The following is a 19,973-nucleotide window of genomic DNA, read 5'->3' as shown; positions in this document are numbered from 1 at the left end:
GGTGCGCACGGTGCGGGCGCCGGTTGCGCTGTCACTTCGGCTGCCGGGATCGCTGACACGGTTTCTCCCCTTTCGCCTGCGGCAGATCTGCCCTGCGCCCTGCGGCGGAGCGGTTCCAGAAACGTGCCCCCGCGGGCCGCCAGCCTGGCCAGCGGCATCGGGGCGCCTTTCCTGCTTAGCCGCGATTCCTTAAACGACCCTTATGGTTAACCGGGTCGGGCGGCCTTGATCCGCGCGCTCAGGCTGTGGGCCAGCACCCGGATCTGCGCGGGCGTCAAGTGCAGGCTGCGCGCCTGAGCTTCTGAAGGCATTTGCGCACACAGCGCTGCCAGCGATTCGATGTGGTAATGCTCTGCCCGCGGCAGCAGCGCGTTGACCGGGGCAGTCAAGGCGCGCATCCGCTCAAGAAATTCCGCCAGCGCCTCGTGTGTGGCGTGGGGAGGCTCCGGCGTGATGTCAGGCAGTTCATTGCACAGGACATCGCTGATGAACCTGGACGATGCCTTGCCGAAGCTCCGGTTGAACGCACGCTGCAGCTCAAGCTCCGCCCGAGTGAGCGAGCGATTGACCCGCCTCGCCCGAGGCCGCAGCAGCGCGCCACGCGCGAGGCCGAGCCAATCCTCGACACACTCGACAAGTGCGCGCTTGTGGCGCGAGTAGTTGCGCACCACCAGTTCCGCGCCCGCCGCGTTGGTGGCATGCAATGCGGCCAGAACGGCAGCAGGCATCCGATAGCCGGGCAGAAAATCGCTGAAGCTGTCCGCCCGGCCCTGACGTTTGACATTCTGCTGATAGGCCGAAACCGCGTGTTCGAACGGGTCACGAATGAACAGCAGCACCCGCAGCCGCGCCCGCGGATAAACCGCGCGCGCCTCATCGAGAAACCCGGCCTCGGCGATCGAGCGGAAAATGTTCTCGTTCGAGACAAGCAGCGTCTTGCCCGGCCCCGGAAGGGGTGCGGCACGGCAGGCGAACCTCCGAAAACTCCCCTTCGGGTGCAGGGTGCGGCCAGGGCCGGGCACCAGGTTGCCCTCGTTGATGTGCCCTGCGCCTGCACGGGCGCGATCTTCGGCGCCGATCGGATAGAACAGCCCCTGCTCGGCAAGTCGCTCCTGCGACAGCGCCAGGCTGGACTGGATGTAACTGCTGCCGGTCTTTCCGTGACCTGCGTGAATGCAGATGCAATCGGGTGCCGGGCCGGTAGGGCCGAGCGCGCCGGGCCGGGTCATCAGTCTGCCCCCTCGGGCTGGTGCCGCGCCACCGTCACCCGGCTGCCCGCCTGCGCGGCAATCAGGCGTGTGGGTTTCGTTCTGGCTCGCGGCGATGGCCCCGCGTGGCCGCGGACCGATCCGTTCAGGCGCGGATTGGCGGCGCGATACTGGGCGCGCCGCCCCTCGAGCCGGGCGAGAAAACTCCGCTGGACCTCCTGGGTAAGGTCTTCGCGATGCACCCGCCCCGCCGGCATGTGTGGCTTGCTCAACGCGAAATCCGGCTGAAAGGGTTTGATGCGCGCCGCGAACGTCGCGTTGAGCGGCGCGAAATGGGCCTGAACTGCTGCCGCCTCGCGTCTTGTGTAAAGGGTTGTGCGGCAATCCGCTCCGAACTGCTCGCGCAGGCTGTCCTGCGCCACCGAGATCACCCCGGGGCCCGGCACATGCGGACCGATGGTCTGCTGTGCAAGCCACATCGCCAGCGGCTCGGGCGAGGTGTTGCGGTCGCGCGCCAGGGGCACGAATTGCGCGGCGGCGCTCTCGGCCCCGGCCTGCCGCAGGAAAAAGCGCACCAGCCCCGCCCGGCTCGTGCGAAGGTGATCGAAATCGGCAAAGCAGATTTCGCCGGGGGCGAAGCCCTTCAGCAGGTGATCATAAAGCGCGCCATGCTCACCCCACAGCCCGGCCACGCGGTTACTGCGCAAGGCCCGGGCCAGGAAATCCGCGAACGGCTCCATCACCGCGCGCCGCGCCAGCTCCAGATAGACCGATTGCAAGAAACCGCACTGTTCGCGCAGCACATGGATTACCCCGACCTGGTCGAACGCGGCCACCCTGCGGCGCAGATCGGCCATGTCGACCGCCATCCTACTGCCTTGCGAGAACGCCTCGCTGCTAAGCAGGACCGTGCGGTTGCTGGACGCATGGGCCGCGACGATCTCTTGCAGCATCCGCCCCGGCCCCTTCTCGGCGAAAAACCCTTTCGGCAACCGCGCCGAACGATCGCACCAGATCGCGGTCAGCGCATGATGGCCCATGTTCGGGCCGACATGCGGGTAGATCAGGCCGTGGCGCGCCAGCAGATCGCGGTTCTGCGCGAAACTGTGCTGCAACGTGGTCGTGCCGGTCTTGTGGGCGCCGGTATGCAGAATCAGGCGAGAGGCAGCCTTGTCTTTCATGGGTTTATCCTTGCAGCGGCGCGGCGGGGGCAGGCGCCGGGTCGTCGGGTTGCGGGCCGTTGAGGGCACGGGAAGACGCGTTTTCAGGCGTGTGGAACATCGCCCGCGCCAGCGCGGTCCAGGCCTCCTGATCCAGTGCATCGCGCCCCGGCAGGCCGGCCCAGTCATCAGGCCAGCCCGGCATCCCGAAACCGGGGTCATGCGGGCGCAGGCGGGCTGCAAGCCGGGCATTGAGCGGGGCGAAGCGCGCCTTCATCCGCACCAGTTCGTCACCCGCGAACAGAGTGCCGCGCGCGCCCTCGCCCAGCACATGGCCCAGAACCTCCCGCGCGAGGGCGAGCGCCGGCGCCCCCGGAAACTGCGGCGCGGTAAGCGCATGGGCGGCCAGAAACTCGAGCGGGCGGGGCGAGACATGCGCCGCCCCTTCGGCTGGCGGCGCCAGCATCCGGGGCGCAACCCCAACGGCCAGAACGTCAAAAAAATGCGCAATCGGCCCGCCGGCATGCGCCCGCATCGCATCGAACGGCACGAAGCGGATCTCATCGGCGGCGAAACCTGTCAGCAGATGATCGTAGAGCCGATTGTAATCCAGCCACAGATTGCCGGCAAAACCATCACGCAGCGCGGTTTGCACAAAGGCGCGGAACGGCCCCGGCGCGCGGTGGCGCGCGGTTTCCATATAGAAGGACTGCACCAGACTTGCCTGATCACGCAGGGCGCAAACCACCTCGACACGGTCGAACCGGGCGGCACGGGCGCGCAGCTCGGCCATGCCGATACGGCTGCCGGAACGGCCGCAGCAGAATTTCTCGCTGCTCAGGATCACGGTTCGGTCGCTTTTGGCATGGGCCTCGTCAAGCCAGCGCCAGACCTGATCGGTGCCGCCGGGCACGCGATAGGCCAGGGGCAGGGCGACCCAATCCTCGACCAGGCCGTGATGCCCGGCCTCCTGCCCGATGCGCGGGTAGATCACGCCGTGACGCTCGAGCACAGCGCGGTTCTGCGCCAACGCGTTCTGAATCGCGGTGGTCGCCGTCTTGTGCGTGCCGATATGGAGGATGAGTCGCGCCATCGCCCGCCTCACGCCACTGCCGCGTGCCGGGCGCGCCAGATGGCGCGGGCATACCGCCGCCACACAGCAGCGGTGATATCCTGGCGCGACACCGCCTCGCGCGCGGGGCTGATGCGTTCGAGCGCAAAGCCAGGTTGATACGGGGCAACCGCCTTTTCCAGCGCGCGGTTGGCCGGGCCGAACCGTGCGCGGAAGGCCCGCATTTCCGCAGTGGTGAAAAGGGTCATGGGCCGGTCGGTGCCGAAATGCTCTCGAAGAATATCCTCGGCGATGCCGATGGCCCAATCCGACGCGGAACCGGGCGCTGCAAGCGTGTTCGCCATAAATTGTGCAAGCGGGTTGGGCGAAACATTCGAATCGCCGCGATCAAGCGCTTCGAGTTCCTCCGGAGCAAGCGCCGGGTCGATCACCGCCAGACAGGCCCCCAGCACCCCACCCGGCGCGCGTTTCGCCCCCTCGTAGCTGATCAGCACGATTTCCTCCGGGGCAAAGCCGCACAGGAAATGCTGGTAGAGGTGCCTGTAGTCGAGCCAGAGGCCGCTGGCCACCGCGCTTTTGCGGGCCTGGGTCAGAAACGGCTCCAGCGGCGGGCCGGGGCGATCGCGCGAGATCTGCTGATAGATCGACTGCAGGAAATCCGGCTGCCGGCGCAGAGTGCAGACAAGCCGCACCTCGTCGAACGGGCGCAGACGCGCGCGCAGCTCGGCCATGTCGACACGGCGGTTTTCGGGCAGCGCGCGCGAGAATTCCTCGCTCGACACGAAAACGGTGGCGTCGGTCCCGGCCCAGCGGCGCACCAGCCTGTCCCAGGCCGCGGCCGGATCCTCGATGGCGAAGGGAAACGGCAACTGGTTCCAGACACAGACAAGCCCGTGCTGGCCCCGGCTCAGCCCGATGCGCGGATAGATGACCCCCCGGCGCGACAGCTGCGCGCGGTTATGGAAAAGCGTGTCTTGAATGGTCGTGGTGCCCGTCTTGTGGGTGCCCACATGCAGGATCAGCCGGGCCATGCGCCTAACCTCCGGGTTTCAGATGGGCACGCAGCACATCAAGGCAGGCGCGGCCATATTGCTCGCACGGTTCCAGCATCGCCTTCTCGGCCCATTCGTTCCAGGCGTTGATGAACAGCTCGCAGCGGTAGGATTCGCGCAGCGGCCCCGCGCACAACTCGCGCAGCCAGCGGTCGAACGCGGCCGGGTTGGCCCCGTGCGCCAGATGCGCCTGCGCGCCCCGCCTCGCGGTGTTGTCCCATCCTGGCATGACCCCGGCAATGGTATGGGGCGGCAGGGCGGCGCGGTGATCACGCGAGAGGCTGTTGCGGATCACTGAAAGGTAGTCGTAGATCACACCCCTGAAATGGGCCGGGTTCACCAGCCCGCCCATCTGGTCGCCCTGCGCGCCGCCGAAAAGATAATCCTGCGGCGCAACCAGCCCGTGCGGTGGCATCTCGATCCAGAAATCGAACAGGTCGGGCGCGACGGGCGCGTGGCCCGCACGGTGGAAATGCACCGCGCCCAGTTCCACCTCGCCCAGCCCCAGCGCGCGCCAGGCCTCGCGCAGCCGCGTCACATTCGCCGCCGGGTCGGGCATGTCGCCGGGTCGATAGACCACGAAGCGCGGGCGCTGGCCGTCGGGGCGGGCATACCGCGGATCGCGCATATAGGGCAGGCAATCGCGGGCGAGCGCCGCCTCGAACCCATCCGCATAGCCTTGTTCGAGCAGCACCTCGCCCGAAAGCCCGTCCCAGTTGCGCCGCCAGCTTTCATTCGCCCAGCACAAGTAGAAGCTGAAAGGCACCTCCGGCGCGGCAAGCAGCCCGTCAAGCGGAGCCTGCAACACGCGCCGACCGTCGAACCAGTAGTGATGCACGCAGAAGGCATCGATCCCCGCCGCGCGCGCCATCTGCCATTGCCGGCCCATCGCCTCGGGCAGGCGCAGGTCATAGAACCCCAGATCCGTCGGCAGCACCGGCTGGCAATGACCCGCAAAGGCGGGGCGCGCGCGGGTCACGGCTGCCCATTCGGTGAAACCCTTGCCCCACCAGGCATCGTTCTCGGGGGTTGGGTGGAACTGCGGAAGATAGAAGGCGCTTGTATAGGCCGGGCGCACGGGCGCGGGCCGGGGTGGTGATGGGTTTGCCTCGAACTCGCGCGTCTGGCGCACCTTCTGCCCGCCGTGACGCGCGAAATAGCCCAGCGCCCGCTCGAATGCGTGCGCAAGGGTGCCATCCACCTGCCCGTGTTCGGGGTCGAAGCTGTGGCGATCCAGGCGCAACCCGCGGATCATGTCGCGCATCAGCGGCTTGAGCCAGTACATGGACCCCGCCGGAAAGGCGAGCGCGTCGGGGTCGCAGGCAATCTCCACACGGTTGAGCAGGTGCTGCGCGCCCTCGCGGTTGCTGCCCCACCATTCCCGGCCTTCGTAAAGCTGCCCGTCGGCTACCCAGAAGGCGGCCTCCGCATCTGCAAGGAACCGGTCGAGCAGCGCGCGGGTTCCCCAGCCCCTGAGGATGCCGCGGATCAAGTGCTGGCGCCAGCGATCGCCATCGATGCGGTGGGGCGAGCGTTTGGTATGAACCTTGGCGATCGCGCGATAGGGGTCAAGCAGGCCCGAGTTGACCAGATGCACGAAAGGGAAGATGTCCCGCCCGAGATTGGGCATCGCCGCAACCACCGCCCCCGGCCAGGTCTTGCGGATCTGAGTCATCAGGGCGGTGCTTTCGTCGTCGATCGCCGTGACGGTGACGAAAAGGTCGAACTCCAGATCGAGCCCGCGCAGGGCCGAATCGATCTCGGGCCACAGCTCGGGGTAGAAGACATGCGCGACAACAGCGAAATCGCGGGGGGGGACGGCATCGGCCGCGCGGCGCAGCACCGGAACCGGCACATGCCGCGTGGCACGCACCGGCGGCAGATCCCGGGTGACGCGGCGTTCGAACCGGCCACGGCGCAGATAATGCAGAAAGGCCGGCTGATCGAGTTCGGCCAGGTCGGGGTTGTTGCGCAGATATCCCCCCGGTGAAAAATCAGGGTTGGGGTGGCGCCCTTCCCGCTCACCGAAGAGGATGAAGTGCCGCTCCGGGCAGAGCCGGTAGAGCGGGTTCAGGCCCGGATTGCTCGCCAGGTAGAACTGCCGGTCGAACAGGTGGCTTTCCGCCACCTCGCGCAGGTAGATGCGCCGCCCCTCGGCCAGGGGAAACAACAGAAATCGCAACAAGGCGCTGAAACGGTTCTTCACGGTTGCCGATGCTCCCTTTCCTCGGCGGGGTCATGCCCGCCGGGCCGAGACTGGCCGCGATTTCCTGAACATCGCGTAAACCATGATGCGTTTTTCCGTGCGGCGCGGGGCGAGGCGGGATTCAGAGATTGTTCAGCAGCCGCATGTGATGCTTGCGCAGCAGAATCAGCCCCGCCACCAGGGCAATTAGCGAAAGCGCGAAAATGAATGCAGGAGCAACATAGCCAGGGTCGTAATAGGCATAGAACCCGCGCCGCATCTCGCCCGTGACATGCATCAGCGGGTTGAACCAGAGGAATTGCTGAAGGCTGCGCGGCGCATCCTCGTAGAGGAACAGCACCCCCGAAACGATCAGCAAGGGCCGCGTCGCGATCATCCAGACACGTTCCCACAGCGGAAAGGCCGTGAAGAGATAGCAGTTGAGCGTCCCGAACCCCAGGGCCAGCGCCCCCGCCATCGCGAAGGCCAGCACGACCGGTCCAAGCCGGATCACCGGGCGCAGGTCGAAAATCAGGAGAACCCCCGCAATCACGATGCAGAACACCACGACACCCGTCAGGGCATTCAACACAAACCGCGCGAGGATCGCGTCGATGTACTTGACCGCCGGGTAGAACAGCAGTTGCCGCGAATGCCGGATCGCACCGGCCACCGCATTGGAAACATCGTGCCACATCATGAAGATCAGCAGCCCCGTGGCCTTGAACAGCGGAAAACTGGTGCCCAGCGAGGGCGCGCGCAGAAGCAGGCTGAACACGAATGACAAGAGCAGCACCCCACCGATCGGCACCAGCAGCGCCCAGACATAGCCCCCCGGCGCGGCGCCATAGCTTGTGGACATCTCGCGCAGCATCAGCGCACCGATGCTGCGCAGGCTCCGGTAACGGCGGCGGGGTCGGGCCGGGGGAAGCTGAATGTTCATGTGTCCTCACCTGCGGGCCGGCACGCGGGCAGCCGGCGCAATGTGACGTCTCTAGCCCGAAAACCTTGTCAAATCGCTTCGCGAGGAGGCGCCCGTGCCCGGACCTTCACTGAAAGCGGCGTCCCGGCGTGCCATCGCCCGCCCCCGGCGCAACAGGAAATGGTCGGCCGCCCCCGCCACGCTGAACCTGCCGCCCGCCGCCACCCCGCCCGAAGCGGCGGCCCGGCCTCCTGCCCTCCGCCCGGCGACGGCAAGGCTGAGGCCGCGCCACATGGGGCTGTTTCTCGGCTTCTGGCTCATGGTCATCGCGCCGCTGGCCGTGATCGCCTGGTATCTGGAGTATCGCGCAAGCGAGCAATATGCCTCGCATGTGGCCTTTGCCGTCCGCCAGGAAGGCGCCGGTTCGGCCTTTGATATCCGCGGCGGGCTCTCGCAGCTTCTGGGTGGCAGCTCCAGCTCGTCCGACACCGACATCCTGAATGAATTCATCCAGAGTCAGGACATGGTCGCACGGGTCGATGCCCGACTCGGGCTTGCTAGGGCCTATGCGCGCCCGAAAGGCGACCCGGTTTTTGCCTTCGATCCGACAGGCAGCATCGAAGACCTGGTGCGCTATTGGCGGCGCATGGTGCGGGTGATCTACGATCCGTCCGCCGGGCTTATCGAATTGCAGGTGCGGGCCTTCGATCCGCATGAGGCGCAGGCGATTGCCACCGCGATCGTCAATGAAAGCTCGGCGCTGATCAACATGCTCTCGGCCATCGCGCGCGATGACACGCTTGCCTTCGCCCGCGATGAGCTGACCGAGGCCGAGACCCGCCTGCGCCTGGCCCGCGAGGCGCTGACGGAATTCCGCTCGCGTACACAGATTGTCGACCCTGCAGCCGATATTCAGGGGCAGATGGGGCTGCTCAACACACTTCAACAGGAGCTTGCCGGGGCATTGATCGAACTTGACCTGCTGCGGGGAAACACCCGCCCCAGCGATCCGCGCATCGCCCAGGCCGAGCGCCGGATCGACGTGATCAACCGCCGCATCGCGGATGAGCGGCGCAAGTTCAGCATCGGCGGCGCAGGGCCGCAGGGCAGCGATTTCGCCACATTGATGGCCGAGTATGAACGCCTGACAGTCGATCGTGAATTTGCCGAACAGGCCTATCGCAACGTATTGGCTGCCTATGACACCGCCGTGGCCGAGGCGCGGCGGCAAAGCCGCTATCTGGCCACCTATATCCGCCCCACCCTTGCCCAGAGTGCCGAATACCCCCGCAAGTTCCAGATTTTCGGCCTTTCGGCGCTGTTTCTCTTCCTCGCCTGGGGGGCGCTGACACTTGTCTATTACGGGATCAGGGACAGACGCTGAGCGATGATCCGGCTTGAGAACCTGACCAAGGCCTTTCACAGCCGCGGCACGCGCAAGCTGGTGCTCGACCGTGCCAGTGCGGTGTTTCCCGCAGGGGTGTCCATAGGGCTTGTCGGGTGCAACGGGGCAGGGAAATCAACGTTGCTGAAGATCATCGCCGGCACACTGAGCCCCACGGCGGGGCGTGTGCTGGCCACCGGCTCGATCTCGTGGCCGGTGGGCTTTGCCGGCAGCTTCCACCCCGAACTGACAGGCGCGCAAAATGCCCGTTTTCTGGCGCGGGTCTATGGCGTGGACACCGATTCGCTTGTCGGCTTCGCCGAAGATTTCGCCGAACTGGGCGCGCATTTCCACCTGCCGTTTCGCACCTATTCGGCCGGGATGCGGGCACGGCTGGCCTTCGGCGTCTCGATGGGGGTGCGTTTCGACACCTATCTTGTCGATGAGGTCACCGCAGTGGGCGACGTGCGGTTTCGCGCAAAATGCGAGGCTGTCTTTCGCGACAGGCTGCATGACAGCGGCGCGATTGTCGTTTCGCACGGGGCGGGGCTTCTGCGCCGACTCTGCCGGGCCGGATGCCTGCTGCACGAGGGGCAACTGACCTATTTCGACGATATCGAGGACGCCATCGCCGCATATCACGTCACGATGGGCGGCGCGCCGGAGGAAACCGACGATGACTGAGCCGCGCTGCCCCTTTCACCCGGTGAAGAGTGTTTCTTAACCCCACTGCGCCACCCTGACCCCGTTGAGCAACAGTCATATGAACGGGGCCTGGCTGTGACGGACACTGCAACCTCGGCCAGCGGGGCGATGCTGCGCAATCTGGGCGGGCCGGAAGGCTTCGGCGAGGTCGCGCTCGACCGGGTCGACGATGGCTGGCTCCAGATCGACCTGAGCGCGGTCTTCCCCACGGGGCTGCGCCTGGGCAGCACGTTGTTCCCGGCCGCGGCTTTCTATGTCAACAATGACGGCCATGTCTCGCTGGGCCAACCGCTTGACATGAACGCTTTCGGCCCGCTGCCAGAGGGCGATATCGCGGTGATCGCGCCCTTCTGGGCCGATGCCGATACCCGGCTGAGCGGCGAGGAGCCCGAAAGCGGGCAGGTCTGGGTGCATCAGGATGCGGCACAGGGCCACGTCATCATCACCTGGGACCATGTTGGCGCCTACCGCTACAACGCAGCGCAAACCAATGCCTTCCAGTTGCAGATCATCGACCGGGGCGGCGGCGATTTCGATATCGTCTTTCGCTACGAACAGATCGAGTGGACAAGCGGCGACCTGGTCAATTCTGACCCGGCCTTTGCCGGGGTGCTCGGGCCGGGCGGCCTGCTTTTCGAACTTGCCGCGTCGCGGGATGCAATCGCGCTGCACACGCTTGTGTCGGATACCGGCAATACCGGCACTGCGGGGCTTTGGATGCTGCCACTGCGCGACGGTGCCCTCGCCGTGCCCGATGGCGGCGGGGGCGACGGTGGCGTGCTGGTCGTCGGTGACGACTCGGGCGGCGTGCTCGGCGGTGGCACGGGCGATGACACGTTGCTCGGCGGCGCAGGCGACAACACGCTGATGGGCAGTTCTGGCGCCGATCATCTGGATGGCGGCGGCGGGCGCAATCTGGTCAGCTACGCCAATGCGCCAACAGCGGTCACGGCCGCGCTGGGCGATCCTTCCGTCAATACCGGCTGGGCCGCCGGGGATAGCTATGCCAATGTCGGAGACCTTGCCGGCACCGGCTTCGACGACACCCTGCAGGGCGATTCGAACAACAATTTCATCAATGGCGGCTGGGGCAACGACACGATCTACGGCGTTGCGGGCAACAACGTGCTGGTTGGCGGCATGGGCAATGACCTTCTGATCGGCGGCCCCGGCAACGACATCCTCAACGGCGGGCCCGGGCACGACACGCTGATCGGCGGCGAAGGCAACAACCGGCTGCGCGGCGGGTCGGGGCGCGACCTGCTTCAAGGCGGGCCGGGCAACGACACGATTATGGGTGACGGCGGCAATGACACGCTTTACGGCGGGCCGGGGCATGACCTGCTGTTCGGCGGACCCGGCCACGATCTGCTGGTCAGCGGGCCGGGGCGCAACCTGCTGCATGGCGGGCCCGGCGATGACACGCTGATCGGTGGCGGCAACACAGACACATTGCGCGGCGGCTCGGGCGATGACGTGCTGACCGGCGGCGGCGGCGCCGACATCTTTGTCTTCACCCGCGGCAACGACCACAACATCATCACCGATTTCGAACTGGGCCTCGACAGGCTCTTTCTCAGCCGTGAGATGTGGGAGGGCGAGGCGGACGCGGCGCAGGTCGTCGCGGAACATGGCCAGGTGTCAGGCGATGATTTCGTTCTTGATTTCGCCGATCGCGGGGGCACTGTCATCGTCTTGCAAGGCATCACTGACGCAGCTTTCACGCAGCTTGCTGACGACATCCTGATCATCATGTGACCTGCGCCGCATGGCACCCTCGGCTACGGGTGCCGGCGCCCGGTTCTCCGGCCGCCACGTCGCTTGCCGCGCGCCTTCCCGGTTGCACATGGCGATGAGCTCTCCGATCCGTTTGCGCGGGGCCATCAGGCCGCGAAGTTCCTCGTCGCTGATCGTGGTGAACCGGGGCATCGATCTTTCAGGCGCCCTGTCAGACGGGGGCATCCATGCCATCAACCGAACCACCGGCCGCCCAGATGGCGCCCCGGCGGATCATCTCGGTGACCTGGGGCAGTTTCAGATCATCCAGCTCGTGCCCGATGGAGCAATAGAACACCCGCCCCTTGTCCCACCGGCGCGTCCATGTGACCGGCATCACCGTGCCTTCGATCCACCACAGGTGATCGCCCGAAAAGGTGGTGTGGGCCAGCACCTCGTTGGAGGGATCGACCAGCATGTAATACTGCTCGGACCGGATGCGAAAGCTGCGGATGCCTTCCACCAGCGGATGATCCGGCCGGCAGATCGTCACATCGTAATCGATGTAATCTTCGCGGGGTTGCAGGTTGTCGGGCCATCCCGGCGGATGCGCGACAAACTGCCCGCCGATCAGAAAGTGATAGGTCGGCCTGTCGCGAAACGCGTCGCCCATGTGGCCATGCCACCCCGCCAGACCGCAGCCGTTCCCGACAAGCTGAAGCAGCCCGTCCTCCTGCGCCTTGGTCATGTTGCCGAATTCTTCGCGATGGCCCGACCGCGCCGAAGACCAGATCGGGGTGATCAGGTCGATATCGGCCAGATCCTCGGGCCGCTCGAGCGGCGCAAGGCTGTCATGGACCGTGACGGTGAAGCCGTTGTCTTCAAGAAGTCCCTGATACCAGTCGGCGAACCGGGTCGGCGCATGCCCGTCCCAACCGCCGACGAAAAGAACCGCTTTCATGGTCGATCCTCCTGAGAACAAAGCTTTGGCGGATCAGGCCGCCGTGCCGTTGCCCAGGCCCGATATCGCCTGGACAAGCGCATCTTCCGACACTTCCGCCGCGCTGAACTCGCGGGTGATCTTGCCGTGATACATGGCGATGATCCTGTCCGACACATGCAGCACCTCGGGCATTTCCGAGCTGATGACGATCACCGCATAGCCTTGTGCCGCCAATTCACGCAGCAGGTTGTGAATCTCGGCCTTGGAGCCCACGTCGATGCCGCGCGTCGGCTCGTCCACGATCAGCACGCGCGGCTGCATCGACAGCCACTTGCCGATCACGATCTTCTGCTGGTTCCCGCCCGAAAGATACCCGACAAGCTGACGCCAGCTTGGCGTCTTGATCGCCAGCCTGTCGCGATACTGGTCAAAGATCGCGATTTCGGCCCCTGACGACACGAACGGCCCGGCGGTCAGATCGCCAACCTGCGGCAAGGTCATGTTGTCACGGCAATTCATTGTCAGCACCAGGCCCTGCTCCTTGCGGTTCTCCGGCACCAGCGAGATGCCGCGCGCAATGGCGTCCTGCGGTGAGGTGGTCGCGACCTCCGCGCCATCAATCAGGATCGTTCCGCCGTCGGGGCGGCGCAGGCCGAAAAGCGTCTCGGCCAGTTCGGTCCGGCCCGCGCCCACCAGCCCATAAAAACCCACGACCTCGCCGGCGCGAAGCGCGAAGCTGACATCGCTGAACGATGGCGCACAGGACAGGCCGCGCACCTCGAGCACCACATCGCCCAGTTCGGGCGTCTTGATGTTGCGCGAAAGGTCCAGGCTGCGCCCGATCATCAGCCGGGTGACTTCGTCTTCGTCGGTCTCGGCGGTGACAAGCGTGCCGCGATAGCTGCCGTCGCGCAGCACGGTTATGCGGTCGGACAGAGTGAATATCTCGTCCATGCGGTGCGAGATATAGACGATGCCCACGCCCTGCGCCTTGAGGTCGTTGATGATGTCGAAAAGCACGACCTTTTCCGCATCCGTCAGCGAGGCCGTGGGCTCGTCGAAGATCACAACGCGTGCATCGACAGTAAGCGCGCGCGCGATTTCCACCATTTGCTGATTGGCGATCGACAGCCCCGCCACCACCGTATCGGACGAAAACCGGCATTTCAGGCGCGACAGGATCTCGTCGCAGCGGGCGTGCAATGTCTTCCAGTCGACCCGGCCAAAGCTCTTGCGTGGCAATTCGCCAAGGTAGATGTTCTCGGCCGCTGTCATTTCGGGCACCAGGCTGAGTTCCTGGTGAATCAGCACAACGCCCTGATTCTTCGCGTCCAGCGGGGTGGTCATGGTGACCTCTTCGCCGGCGATGTAGATCTGGCCCTCATTGGGCTGATACATCCCCGCCAGAACCTTCATCAGTGTCGATTTTCCCGCGCCGTTCTCGCCCAGCAGCGCGTGCACTTCGCCGGGCAGGACCTCGAAATCCACCCCGTCAAGCGCGCGCACACCGGGGAATGTCTTGACGATCTGCTGCAAGCGCAGAGCGGGTTCCTTGCGTGTCACAGGCGCAGCCCTCCCTCGGCCTGGCGGTTGAAATGTTTGTCGAGGAACAGCACCGCAATGAGGATCGAGCCCAGAATGACATAGACGTAGAAGGCCGGAACCTGCATCAGGTTCATCCCGTTGCGCAGCATGCCGATCGCCAGGACACCGCCGAAGGTGCCGATGATATCGCCCTTGCCGCCGGTCAGCTTGGTGCCACCCAACACCACCGCCGTGATCACCCAAAGCTCATAGTCGCGGCCAAGATTGGGCGTGGCCGCCCCCATCTGGGTTGACAGCAGCACACCCGACAGGGCCGCCAGAAAGCCGATGATCATGAAGTTGACCATCATGTGCGGCCCGACGCGGATACCGGCATTGACCGCCGCCTCGCGGTTGCCGCCCACCGCATAGCTGTTGCGCCCGTGAACGGTGCGCGACAGCAGCAGGTGCACCGCGATCGTGCAAAGCAGGAAGATCAGCGCCAGAACCGGCAGCGGCCCGACCTTCAGCGCGCTGAAATCGGAATAGGCGAAGTTCATCGCGTAGAACGACGACTCGCCGGTGTAGACAAACACCAACCCCCGGATCCCCAGCATCGCGCCAAGGGTGACGATGAAGGCATCAACGCCGGTCTTCCAGACGATGAAACCGTTCAACCCACCCAGAACCACGCCGACCAGCAGCGCAAGCGTGACAGCCGGCAGGATCTGCCAGCTGCCCCATGTGGCGAACATGGCCCAGCCTTGCACATCCACCGCGAAAGCCGCCGCCAGTGCCAGCGTCGCCCCCACCGACAGGTCGATGTTGCCGTTGATCATCACCAGCGTCATGCCCAGCGCGATCAGCCCGATGGTCGAGGTCTGAACAAGGATGTTCTGGAAGTTGCGCAGATCGAAGAAATGATCGGTCATCAGGCTGAAGAAGATGAACACGATCAGCACGAAGCCCCAGATCGGGTTCTGCATCAGCCAGCGCACAAGAGCATTTCGAGTCAGATAGGCCATGGCATCCCTCATGCGATCGGTGACAGCAGGCGGCCGCGCTTGGCCGCGACATCAAGCCAGACGGCGATGATGATGATCGCCCAGGTGACAAGCCACTGCATGTAATAGGGCTGCCCCATCAGGATCAGACCGTTCTGGATGAAAGCGAGCATCAGCACACCCAGCACCGTGCGGCTGATGCTGCCCGAGCCGCCCATCAGCGAGGTGCCCCCCAGGATCACCGCCGCGAGCACCTGCAGCTCATAGCCCTGGCCGACATTGTTTTGCGACCCCATGACACGGCTGCCCAGGATGATGGCCGCCATGGATACGCAAAGCGCCGAGATCAGGTAGGTCGTGAACACCACGCGCGAGCGCGAAATGCCGGAAAAGACCGAGGCCGTCGGGTTCCCCCCCACGGCATAGACCTTTCGCCCGAAAGGCATCGAGGACATGATCACGTGAAACAGCAGCGCCAGCCCGAGAAACATGACGATCGGCGTGGCGATGCCCATGATGGCCCCACGCCCGAAAATGCTGAACCAGGTGCCTTGCTGATCGACGATATCGACATTCTGGCCACCGCTGTAGATCAGCACCAGCCCCTGGATGGCCGAGAGCATCCCCAACGTCACGATAAGTGAGTTCAGGCGCAGAAAGCCGATGAGCGCCCCGTTGATCGCGCCCAGGCACAATGTCGCCAGGATCATCACCGGGATCGCCAGCTCCGGCCCGATCTTGTCGTGCAGGTCTACGACAAGCACTGTCGCGAAAGACAGCATGGAACCGACCGAAAGGTCGAGGTTGCCGCCAATGACGACGATTGTCACACCCAGAGCCATGACGCCGATGATCGCCGACTGGCGAAAGACCGACATGAAGTTGTCGGCGCTCAGAAACCGGTCGGACATGAGCGAAAACGCAACCATGAACAGCAGGAAGGCCACCAGTATCCCTTGCCTGGCAATGGCAGGGCCGCCGGCCTTGAGACGGGTCAACAGCATCGGGTTCCTCTCCCTGTTTCGCAGCTGGCCCCGCACCCTCCCCGGTGCGGGCTGCGCCTTTCCCGTATGGGAAACGGCCGGGGAATTCCGCCCCCGGCCGTGCAATCGAACGCCTCAGAATACGGGGCGATCGAACTCGTGCATGTTGTCTTGCGTGATCTTCGGCGTGTCGAAGTAGTTCAGCAGCGGCACATCCTCGCCCGCCAGAACATCGAGCGCCGTCTGCAGCGCCGCGCGCGCGTCATCCACCGGCGACTGATAAACCGAGCCCCAGTACTCGCCGCGCTCCATCGCGTCATAGCCCACGGCAAAGTTGGTGGCCCCGATAAAAACCATGCCCTCGGCCCGGCCTGCCGCGATTGCCGCGTTCAGGGCGCCGACACCCATGTTGTCATCACCGGCATAGACGCCGTCGATGTCGTCGAACCGGGTCAGGAAGGTTTCCATCGTGCGCTGAGCGCGCTCGCGGTTCCAGTCACCGGGCTGGATGTCAAGCTGCGTCACGCCGGGGCACAGCTCTGCCAGCCGGTCGTCAAAGCCCTGCTGGCGTTCGATGGCGGTGGTATAGCCGGGCATCCCGGTGATCTGCACGATCTGCCCTTCGCCATCCAGGGCGTCGCACATCATCTCGGCCGAGTAGATGCCCTGCTGGATGTTGTTGGGGCCCGAGAACGCCGCGATGAAATCGAGCCCGGCTTCGGCAATGTTCGAATTGGTCACAACGACGGGAATACCCGCATTGTAGGCATTGCGCACCGCCGGGACCAGTGCCTGCCCGTCGGTCGGCCAGACGATGATCGCATCCACCTGCTGCTGGATCAGGTCCTGCATCTGGCTGATCTGCCGCGCCACGTCACCGCCCGCGTCCAGAACGATCACCTCGACATTCGGGTTGGCCTCGGCGGCGGCGATGAAAGCCTGTTCATAGGTCGTCTGATAGCTGTCGATGCCGACATTGTTCTGTGTGATCCCGATGCGGACAGTATCGGCCGAGGCGGCGGCGCCCAGGGCGATCGCGCCGCAGCTGGCCAGCAAGAGCGTCTTGGTTCTTTTCATGGTCTTCCTCCCAAAAAATCCGTGCGATGCGCCTCCTGCCTGTCGCAGATTGCCATGCCACCGGCAGGAACGCAGCAAGGATATCCTGCCCGTGCAGGAATAACTTCAACAGGCGATACATGTTCAGTTTGAATATTGTAATGTTCATTCTGAACATATGTGCGCTGTCACCGGACAGCCGATTTGAACACCCTGCAAGGAGGACCCCATGTCCGACACCGCAAAGCCCGGCAACAAGACCCGAAACTTCAGGAAGCCAGAAGCCGTGAAGATGGCAGATGTCCAGAATGAACGCGCGACACCCGTTTCGGCCCCCCGGCCGGGGCCGGGCGCGGCTGCGCAATCTGACATGCAGTCGGTCCTCGGGTTTCTGGCCGCGGCCTCGGGCGAGATAGAGGCCGCGCTTGAGGTCGGCGAACCGAACCCGCATCTCAACATCGTGCTTGCCCTGATCGGGGGCCATCTTAGCGGCAAGACCGTGACGGCAAGCAACCTGGTTGCCGCTTCGGGGGTGCCCTATGCCACGGCTCGGCGCAAGCTGCATGAACTGATTGCCGCCGGCCTTGTCGAACAGCGCGCGCGCTCGCGCTCCGGGCGCTCTTTCTCGCTGCATCCCACGGCCCGGCTGCTCAGGAACTGGCGCCAACTGGCCGAGCGGATCGCGCGCATCGCCGCCGATCTTTCGGGCGCAGCCCCCGATGCCGGGCGCGAATACTATTTCGGCGCCTCCTACCTGCCTGCAAGCCACTCCATCACCCCGCCCCAGGTCCTGCCCGAACCGCTGCAACTGCCCGGCGGGCTGCGCATCCTGGTGCATGGCGACCCAACCTTCATGGTGATGGAGAACCTCAAGCGCCAGTTCGAGCAGATCATCGGCACCTCGATCAGCCAGCGCGCCTTCTCGATCGACCGGCTGCGCGTCGAGGCGCTCCAGAACGCCAGCCGCAGGTCCAGCAAATACGACATCATCGCCGTCGATCTTCCCTGGCTTGGCGAATTCGCCGAAAAGGGCGCGCTGATGCCGCTCGACGCGTGCCTTGATACCGACAGGCTCGACCCGCCCGATTTCCACACGGCCGGCTGGATGGCCGCGCATTGGGGCGGGCGGCCCTATGGCGTGCCCAGCCAGACAACACCCGAGCTGCTGTTCTACCGCAAGGACTGGTTCGCCGAGGCCGGGCTGGAGCCCCCGCTCACCACTGCCACCGTCATCGAGGCCGCGCGGCATTTTCACAATCCTTCGCGGGGCCGCTATGGCATCGCCTGGAATGCGGCGCGCGGCACGGCGCTGGGCCACCAGTTCCTGATGACCTGCGCCGATTTCGGCCAGCCGATCGTCAATCTCGACCCGATCGCGGGCGGCTTTGCCGCCGATATGGCGGGCCGCGCCGATATCGTGCCCACCATCGACACCCCGCTTGCGCGCGACGCCTGCGAATATCTTCTGGCCCTGCTCGAGTTCTCGCCGCCCGATATCCTGTCGATGTCCTGGTACGAGCGGGTGCGCCCCTATGCGGCAGGCAAGATCGCCATGGCCTATGGCTACACCTTGCTCGCCCCCTATTTCGAGCGCGACAAGACCTCGCCCGCGCATGGCAACACCGGCTATCTGCCGCATCCGGCCGGGCCAAGGGGGCGGCCCGTCGCGCCGGTCGGCGGCTATGTGCTGGGCATCCCCGGCAATCTGGCGCCGGAACGGCGCGCGGCGGCGGCCGAGGCGCTCATCGCCGTGACCTCGCCCGAGGCACAAAAGCTGTTCGTGCTCCACGGCAGCCGCACCGCGCCGCGCTATTCGGTCGGCGCCGACCCTGAGGTCCGCCGGATCTCGTCGATCTTCGAGGCGGTGGATGCCATGTCGCTACGCGACGAGCTGCAATTCTGGCCGCGCCCGCCGATCCCCCAGATATCCGAGATCATCGAGATCTGCGGGCAAGAGATACACGACATGCTGCGCGGCGTGATCAAGCCGCGCGAAGCCCTGCAAAAGGCCCAGTCACGGGCCGAACAGGTCATGAAGACATCATTACCTTGAGGAGGAAACAATGGACCCCAACCGCCTGAAAGGCAAGAATATTCTCATAACCGGAGCCGCCCAGGGGATGGGGGCGCAGAACGCCCGGCATTTTGCCGCGCAAGGCGCCAATGTCTGCCTTGGCGACATCAACCTCGATGGCGTCAGCGAAGTCGCGGAAGAAATCAACGCCGCCGGCAACGGCAAGGCCGTCGCGGTCGCGCTGAACGTCACCTCGCGCGACGACAATGCCGCCGCGGTCAAGGCCTGTGTCGATGCCTTCGGGTCACTCAATGTCGCGCTGCTGAACGCCGGCGTGAACAAGCCGCGCATGTTCATGGATATCGACGAAGACAACTGGGACATGATCATGAACATCAATGCCAAGGGCGTGCTTCTGGGCATGCAGGAGGCAGCGCGCCAGATGATCGCCCAGGGCCCGATGGAGGGTCACCCCTACAAGATCATCCCCGTGGGCTCGATCGTGTCGCGCACGGCCTTTCTTGACGTGATCCCCTATTCCTGCTCCAAATATGCCGTGCTCGCCATGATCATCGGCGGCGCCAAGGCGCTGTGGGAACACAAGATCACCGTCAACGGCTACGGCCCCGGCGTCGTCCGAACCGAGCTGTGGGAACAGCTCGACAAGGATCTGGTCAAGATCGGCATGTTCGAGAAGGAAGGCCAGTCGATGGACCATCTCGCCAAGACCATGATCACCATGAAGCGCTACAGCTACCCCGAGGATGTGCAGGGCACCGCCGCCTTCCTGTGCTCCGACGATTCCGATTACATGACCGGCCAGTTGATCATGATCGATGGCGGAATGATCATGCAGTGAAGGCCGCTTCCCGCAAGGCCCCTGCAGGGCCGTTTGCTTGTCTTGCAGACCCGCCCATAGATTTTGCCCTCCCTTTCCTGAAGAAGGAGCCGTCCGATGTCGCGTGCTTTGTTGCCCAATCTTTTGACCCCTCAGGATCTTGAGCCGGATTGGCGTTGGGAGGGTCGTTTGCCGGCCTGGGGTCAT

16 protein-coding genes are annotated in these 19,973 nt (G+C 65.0%); 5 read left to right on the top strand and 11 right to left on the bottom strand.

Translation table 11 applies throughout. The features are described 5' to 3' along the window. Positions 1–206 precede the first annotated feature (206 nt). The 6 genes from DQ229_RS01450 to DQ229_RS01425 all read right to left on the bottom strand — a co-directional run bounded on the left by DQ229_RS01450 (position 207) and on the right by DQ229_RS01425 (position 7,620). Positions 207–1,229: a hypothetical protein gene (locus DQ229_RS01450; protein ID WP_114964501.1), complete on the bottom strand. Its 1,023-nt coding sequence runs from the start codon at positions 1,227–1,229 to the stop codon at positions 207–209. After that, a complete protein-coding gene (locus DQ229_RS01445; protein WP_114964500.1) occupies positions 1,229–2,389 on the bottom strand; it encodes a hypothetical protein in 1,161 nt (386 codons plus the stop codon). The genes DQ229_RS01450 and DQ229_RS01445 overlap by 1 nt, the downstream gene beginning before the upstream one ends. A 4-nt stretch (positions 2,390–2,393) precedes the next feature. Continuing rightward, positions 2,394–3,461 carry a hypothetical protein gene (locus DQ229_RS01440; protein ID WP_155326413.1) on the bottom strand — a complete coding sequence of 356 codons (1,068 nt, stop codon included), beginning with the start codon at positions 3,459–3,461 and terminating at the stop codon, positions 2,394–2,396. Positions 3,462–3,469: 8 nt separating this feature from the next. Then, positions 3,470–4,471: a hypothetical protein gene (locus tag DQ229_RS01435; protein ID WP_114964498.1), complete on the bottom strand. Its 1,002-nt coding sequence runs from the start codon at positions 4,469–4,471 to the stop codon at positions 3,470–3,472. A 4-nt stretch (positions 4,472–4,475) separates the two neighbouring features. Next, positions 4,476–6,698, bottom strand: a complete 2,223-nt coding sequence (locus DQ229_RS01430; protein ID WP_114964497.1) for a glycoside hydrolase family 99-like domain-containing protein — start codon at positions 6,696–6,698, stop codon at positions 4,476–4,478. A gap of 121 nt (positions 6,699–6,819) precedes the next feature. Beyond that, positions 6,820–7,620: an ABC transporter permease gene (locus DQ229_RS01425; protein ID WP_114964496.1), complete on the bottom strand. Its 801-nt coding sequence runs from the start codon at positions 7,618–7,620 to the stop codon at positions 6,820–6,822. 94 nt (positions 7,621–7,714) lie between these two features. Between DQ229_RS01425 and DQ229_RS01420 the strand changes: the two genes are divergently transcribed. The 3 genes from DQ229_RS01420 (at position 7,715) to DQ229_RS01410 (ending at position 11,446) form a co-directional block, all read left to right on the top strand. Beyond that, positions 7,715–8,983, top strand: coding sequence for a KpsE/RkpR family capsule polysaccharide export protein (locus tag DQ229_RS01420; protein ID WP_238380916.1), 1,269 nt, complete (start codon positions 7,715–7,717; stop codon positions 8,981–8,983). A 3-nt stretch (positions 8,984–8,986) separates the two neighbouring features. Beyond that, a complete protein-coding gene (locus tag DQ229_RS01415) occupies positions 8,987–9,667 on the top strand; it encodes an ABC transporter ATP-binding protein (protein WP_114964495.1) in 681 nt (226 codons plus the stop codon). 96 nt (positions 9,668–9,763) lie between these two features. Next, positions 9,764–11,446 carry a nidogen-like domain-containing protein gene (locus DQ229_RS01410; protein ID WP_155326412.1) on the top strand — a complete coding sequence of 561 codons (1,683 nt, stop codon included), beginning with the start codon at positions 9,764–9,766 and terminating at the stop codon, positions 11,444–11,446. Positions 11,447–11,636: 190 nt separating this feature from the next. Here the strand turns inward: DQ229_RS01410 and DQ229_RS01405 are convergent, their stop codons facing one another. The 5 genes from DQ229_RS01405 to DQ229_RS01385 form a co-directional block, all read right to left on the bottom strand. Further along, a complete protein-coding gene (locus DQ229_RS01405) occupies positions 11,637–12,365 on the bottom strand; it encodes a ThuA domain-containing protein (RefSeq protein WP_114964493.1) in 729 nt (242 codons plus the stop codon). A 33-nt stretch (positions 12,366–12,398) separates the two neighbouring features. Beyond that, complete coding sequence (locus DQ229_RS01400; protein ID WP_114964492.1) at positions 12,399–13,910, bottom strand: sugar ABC transporter ATP-binding protein; 1,512 nt, start codon at positions 13,908–13,910, stop codon at positions 12,399–12,401. Beyond that, a complete protein-coding gene (locus tag DQ229_RS01395) occupies positions 13,907–14,896 on the bottom strand; it encodes an ABC transporter permease (protein ID WP_202909488.1) in 990 nt (329 codons plus the stop codon). The genes DQ229_RS01400 and DQ229_RS01395 overlap by 4 nt, the downstream gene beginning before the upstream one ends. Positions 14,897–14,904: 8 nt before the next feature. Beyond that, positions 14,905–15,879, bottom strand: coding sequence for an ABC transporter permease (locus DQ229_RS01390; protein ID WP_114964491.1), 975 nt, complete (start codon positions 15,877–15,879; stop codon positions 14,905–14,907). 114 nt (positions 15,880–15,993) lie between these two features. Then, on the bottom strand, positions 15,994–16,935 hold the full coding sequence (locus DQ229_RS01385) for a sugar ABC transporter substrate-binding protein (protein WP_114964490.1): 942 nt from the start codon (positions 16,933–16,935) through the stop codon (positions 15,994–15,996). Between the two features lie 208 nt (positions 16,936–17,143). On the opposite strand from DQ229_RS01385, the gene DQ229_RS01380 reads away from it, so the two are divergent. Together DQ229_RS01380 and DQ229_RS01375 are read left to right on the top strand one after the other, a co-directional pair. After that, positions 17,144–18,967, top strand: a complete 1,824-nt coding sequence (locus DQ229_RS01380; RefSeq protein WP_114964489.1) for an extracellular solute-binding protein — start codon at positions 17,144–17,146, stop codon at positions 18,965–18,967. Between the two features lie 10 nt (positions 18,968–18,977). Continuing rightward, complete coding sequence (locus DQ229_RS01375) at positions 18,978–19,787, top strand: SDR family NAD(P)-dependent oxidoreductase (protein WP_114964488.1); 810 nt, start codon at positions 18,978–18,980, stop codon at positions 19,785–19,787. Positions 19,788–19,973: the final 186 nt, after the last annotated feature.

This window comes from Alkalilacustris brevis (genome assembly GCF_003350345.1).
Classification (GTDB): domain Bacteria; phylum Pseudomonadota; class Alphaproteobacteria; order Rhodobacterales; family Rhodobacteraceae; genus Alkalilacustris; species Alkalilacustris brevis.
This window is presented reverse-complemented; position numbering and strand designations above follow the sequence as displayed.

Bases quoted from the DNA above. Each gene is read 5' to 3' on its own strand.
- DQ229_RS01405 (WP_114964493.1), bottom strand. From the start codon at position 12,365: ATGAAAGCGGTTCTTTTCGTCGGCGGTTGGGACGGGCATGCGCCGACC.
- DQ229_RS01435 (WP_114964498.1), bottom strand. From the start codon at position 4,471: ATGGCCCGGCTGATCCTGCATGTGGGCACCCACAAGACGGGCACCACG.
- DQ229_RS01380 (WP_114964489.1), top strand. From the start codon at position 17,144: ATGTCCGACACCGCAAAGCCCGGCAACAAGACCCGAAACTTCAGGAAG.
- DQ229_RS01390 (WP_114964491.1), bottom strand. From the start codon at position 15,879: ATGCTGTTGACCCGTCTCAAGGCCGGCGGCCCTGCCATTGCCAGGCAA.
- DQ229_RS01395 (WP_202909488.1), bottom strand. From the start codon at position 14,896: ATGGCCTATCTGACTCGAAATGCTCTTGTGCGCTGGCTGATGCAGAAC.
- DQ229_RS01440 (WP_155326413.1), bottom strand. From the start codon at position 3,461: ATGGCGCGACTCATCCTCCATATCGGCACGCACAAGACGGCGACCACC.
- DQ229_RS01415 (WP_114964495.1), top strand. From the start codon at position 8,987: ATGATCCGGCTTGAGAACCTGACCAAGGCCTTTCACAGCCGCGGCACG.
- DQ229_RS01445 (WP_114964500.1), bottom strand. From the start codon at position 2,389: ATGAAAGACAAGGCTGCCTCTCGCCTGATTCTGCATACCGGCGCCCAC.
- DQ229_RS01450 (WP_114964501.1), bottom strand. From the start codon at position 1,229: ATGACCCGGCCCGGCGCGCTCGGCCCTACCGGCCCGGCACCCGATTGC.
- DQ229_RS01385 (WP_114964490.1), bottom strand. From the start codon at position 16,935: ATGAAAAGAACCAAGACGCTCTTGCTGGCCAGCTGCGGCGCGATCGCC.
- DQ229_RS01425 (WP_114964496.1), bottom strand. From the start codon at position 7,620: ATGAACATTCAGCTTCCCCCGGCCCGACCCCGCCGCCGTTACCGGAGC.
- DQ229_RS01375 (WP_114964488.1), top strand. From the start codon at position 18,978: ATGGACCCCAACCGCCTGAAAGGCAAGAATATTCTCATAACCGGAGCC.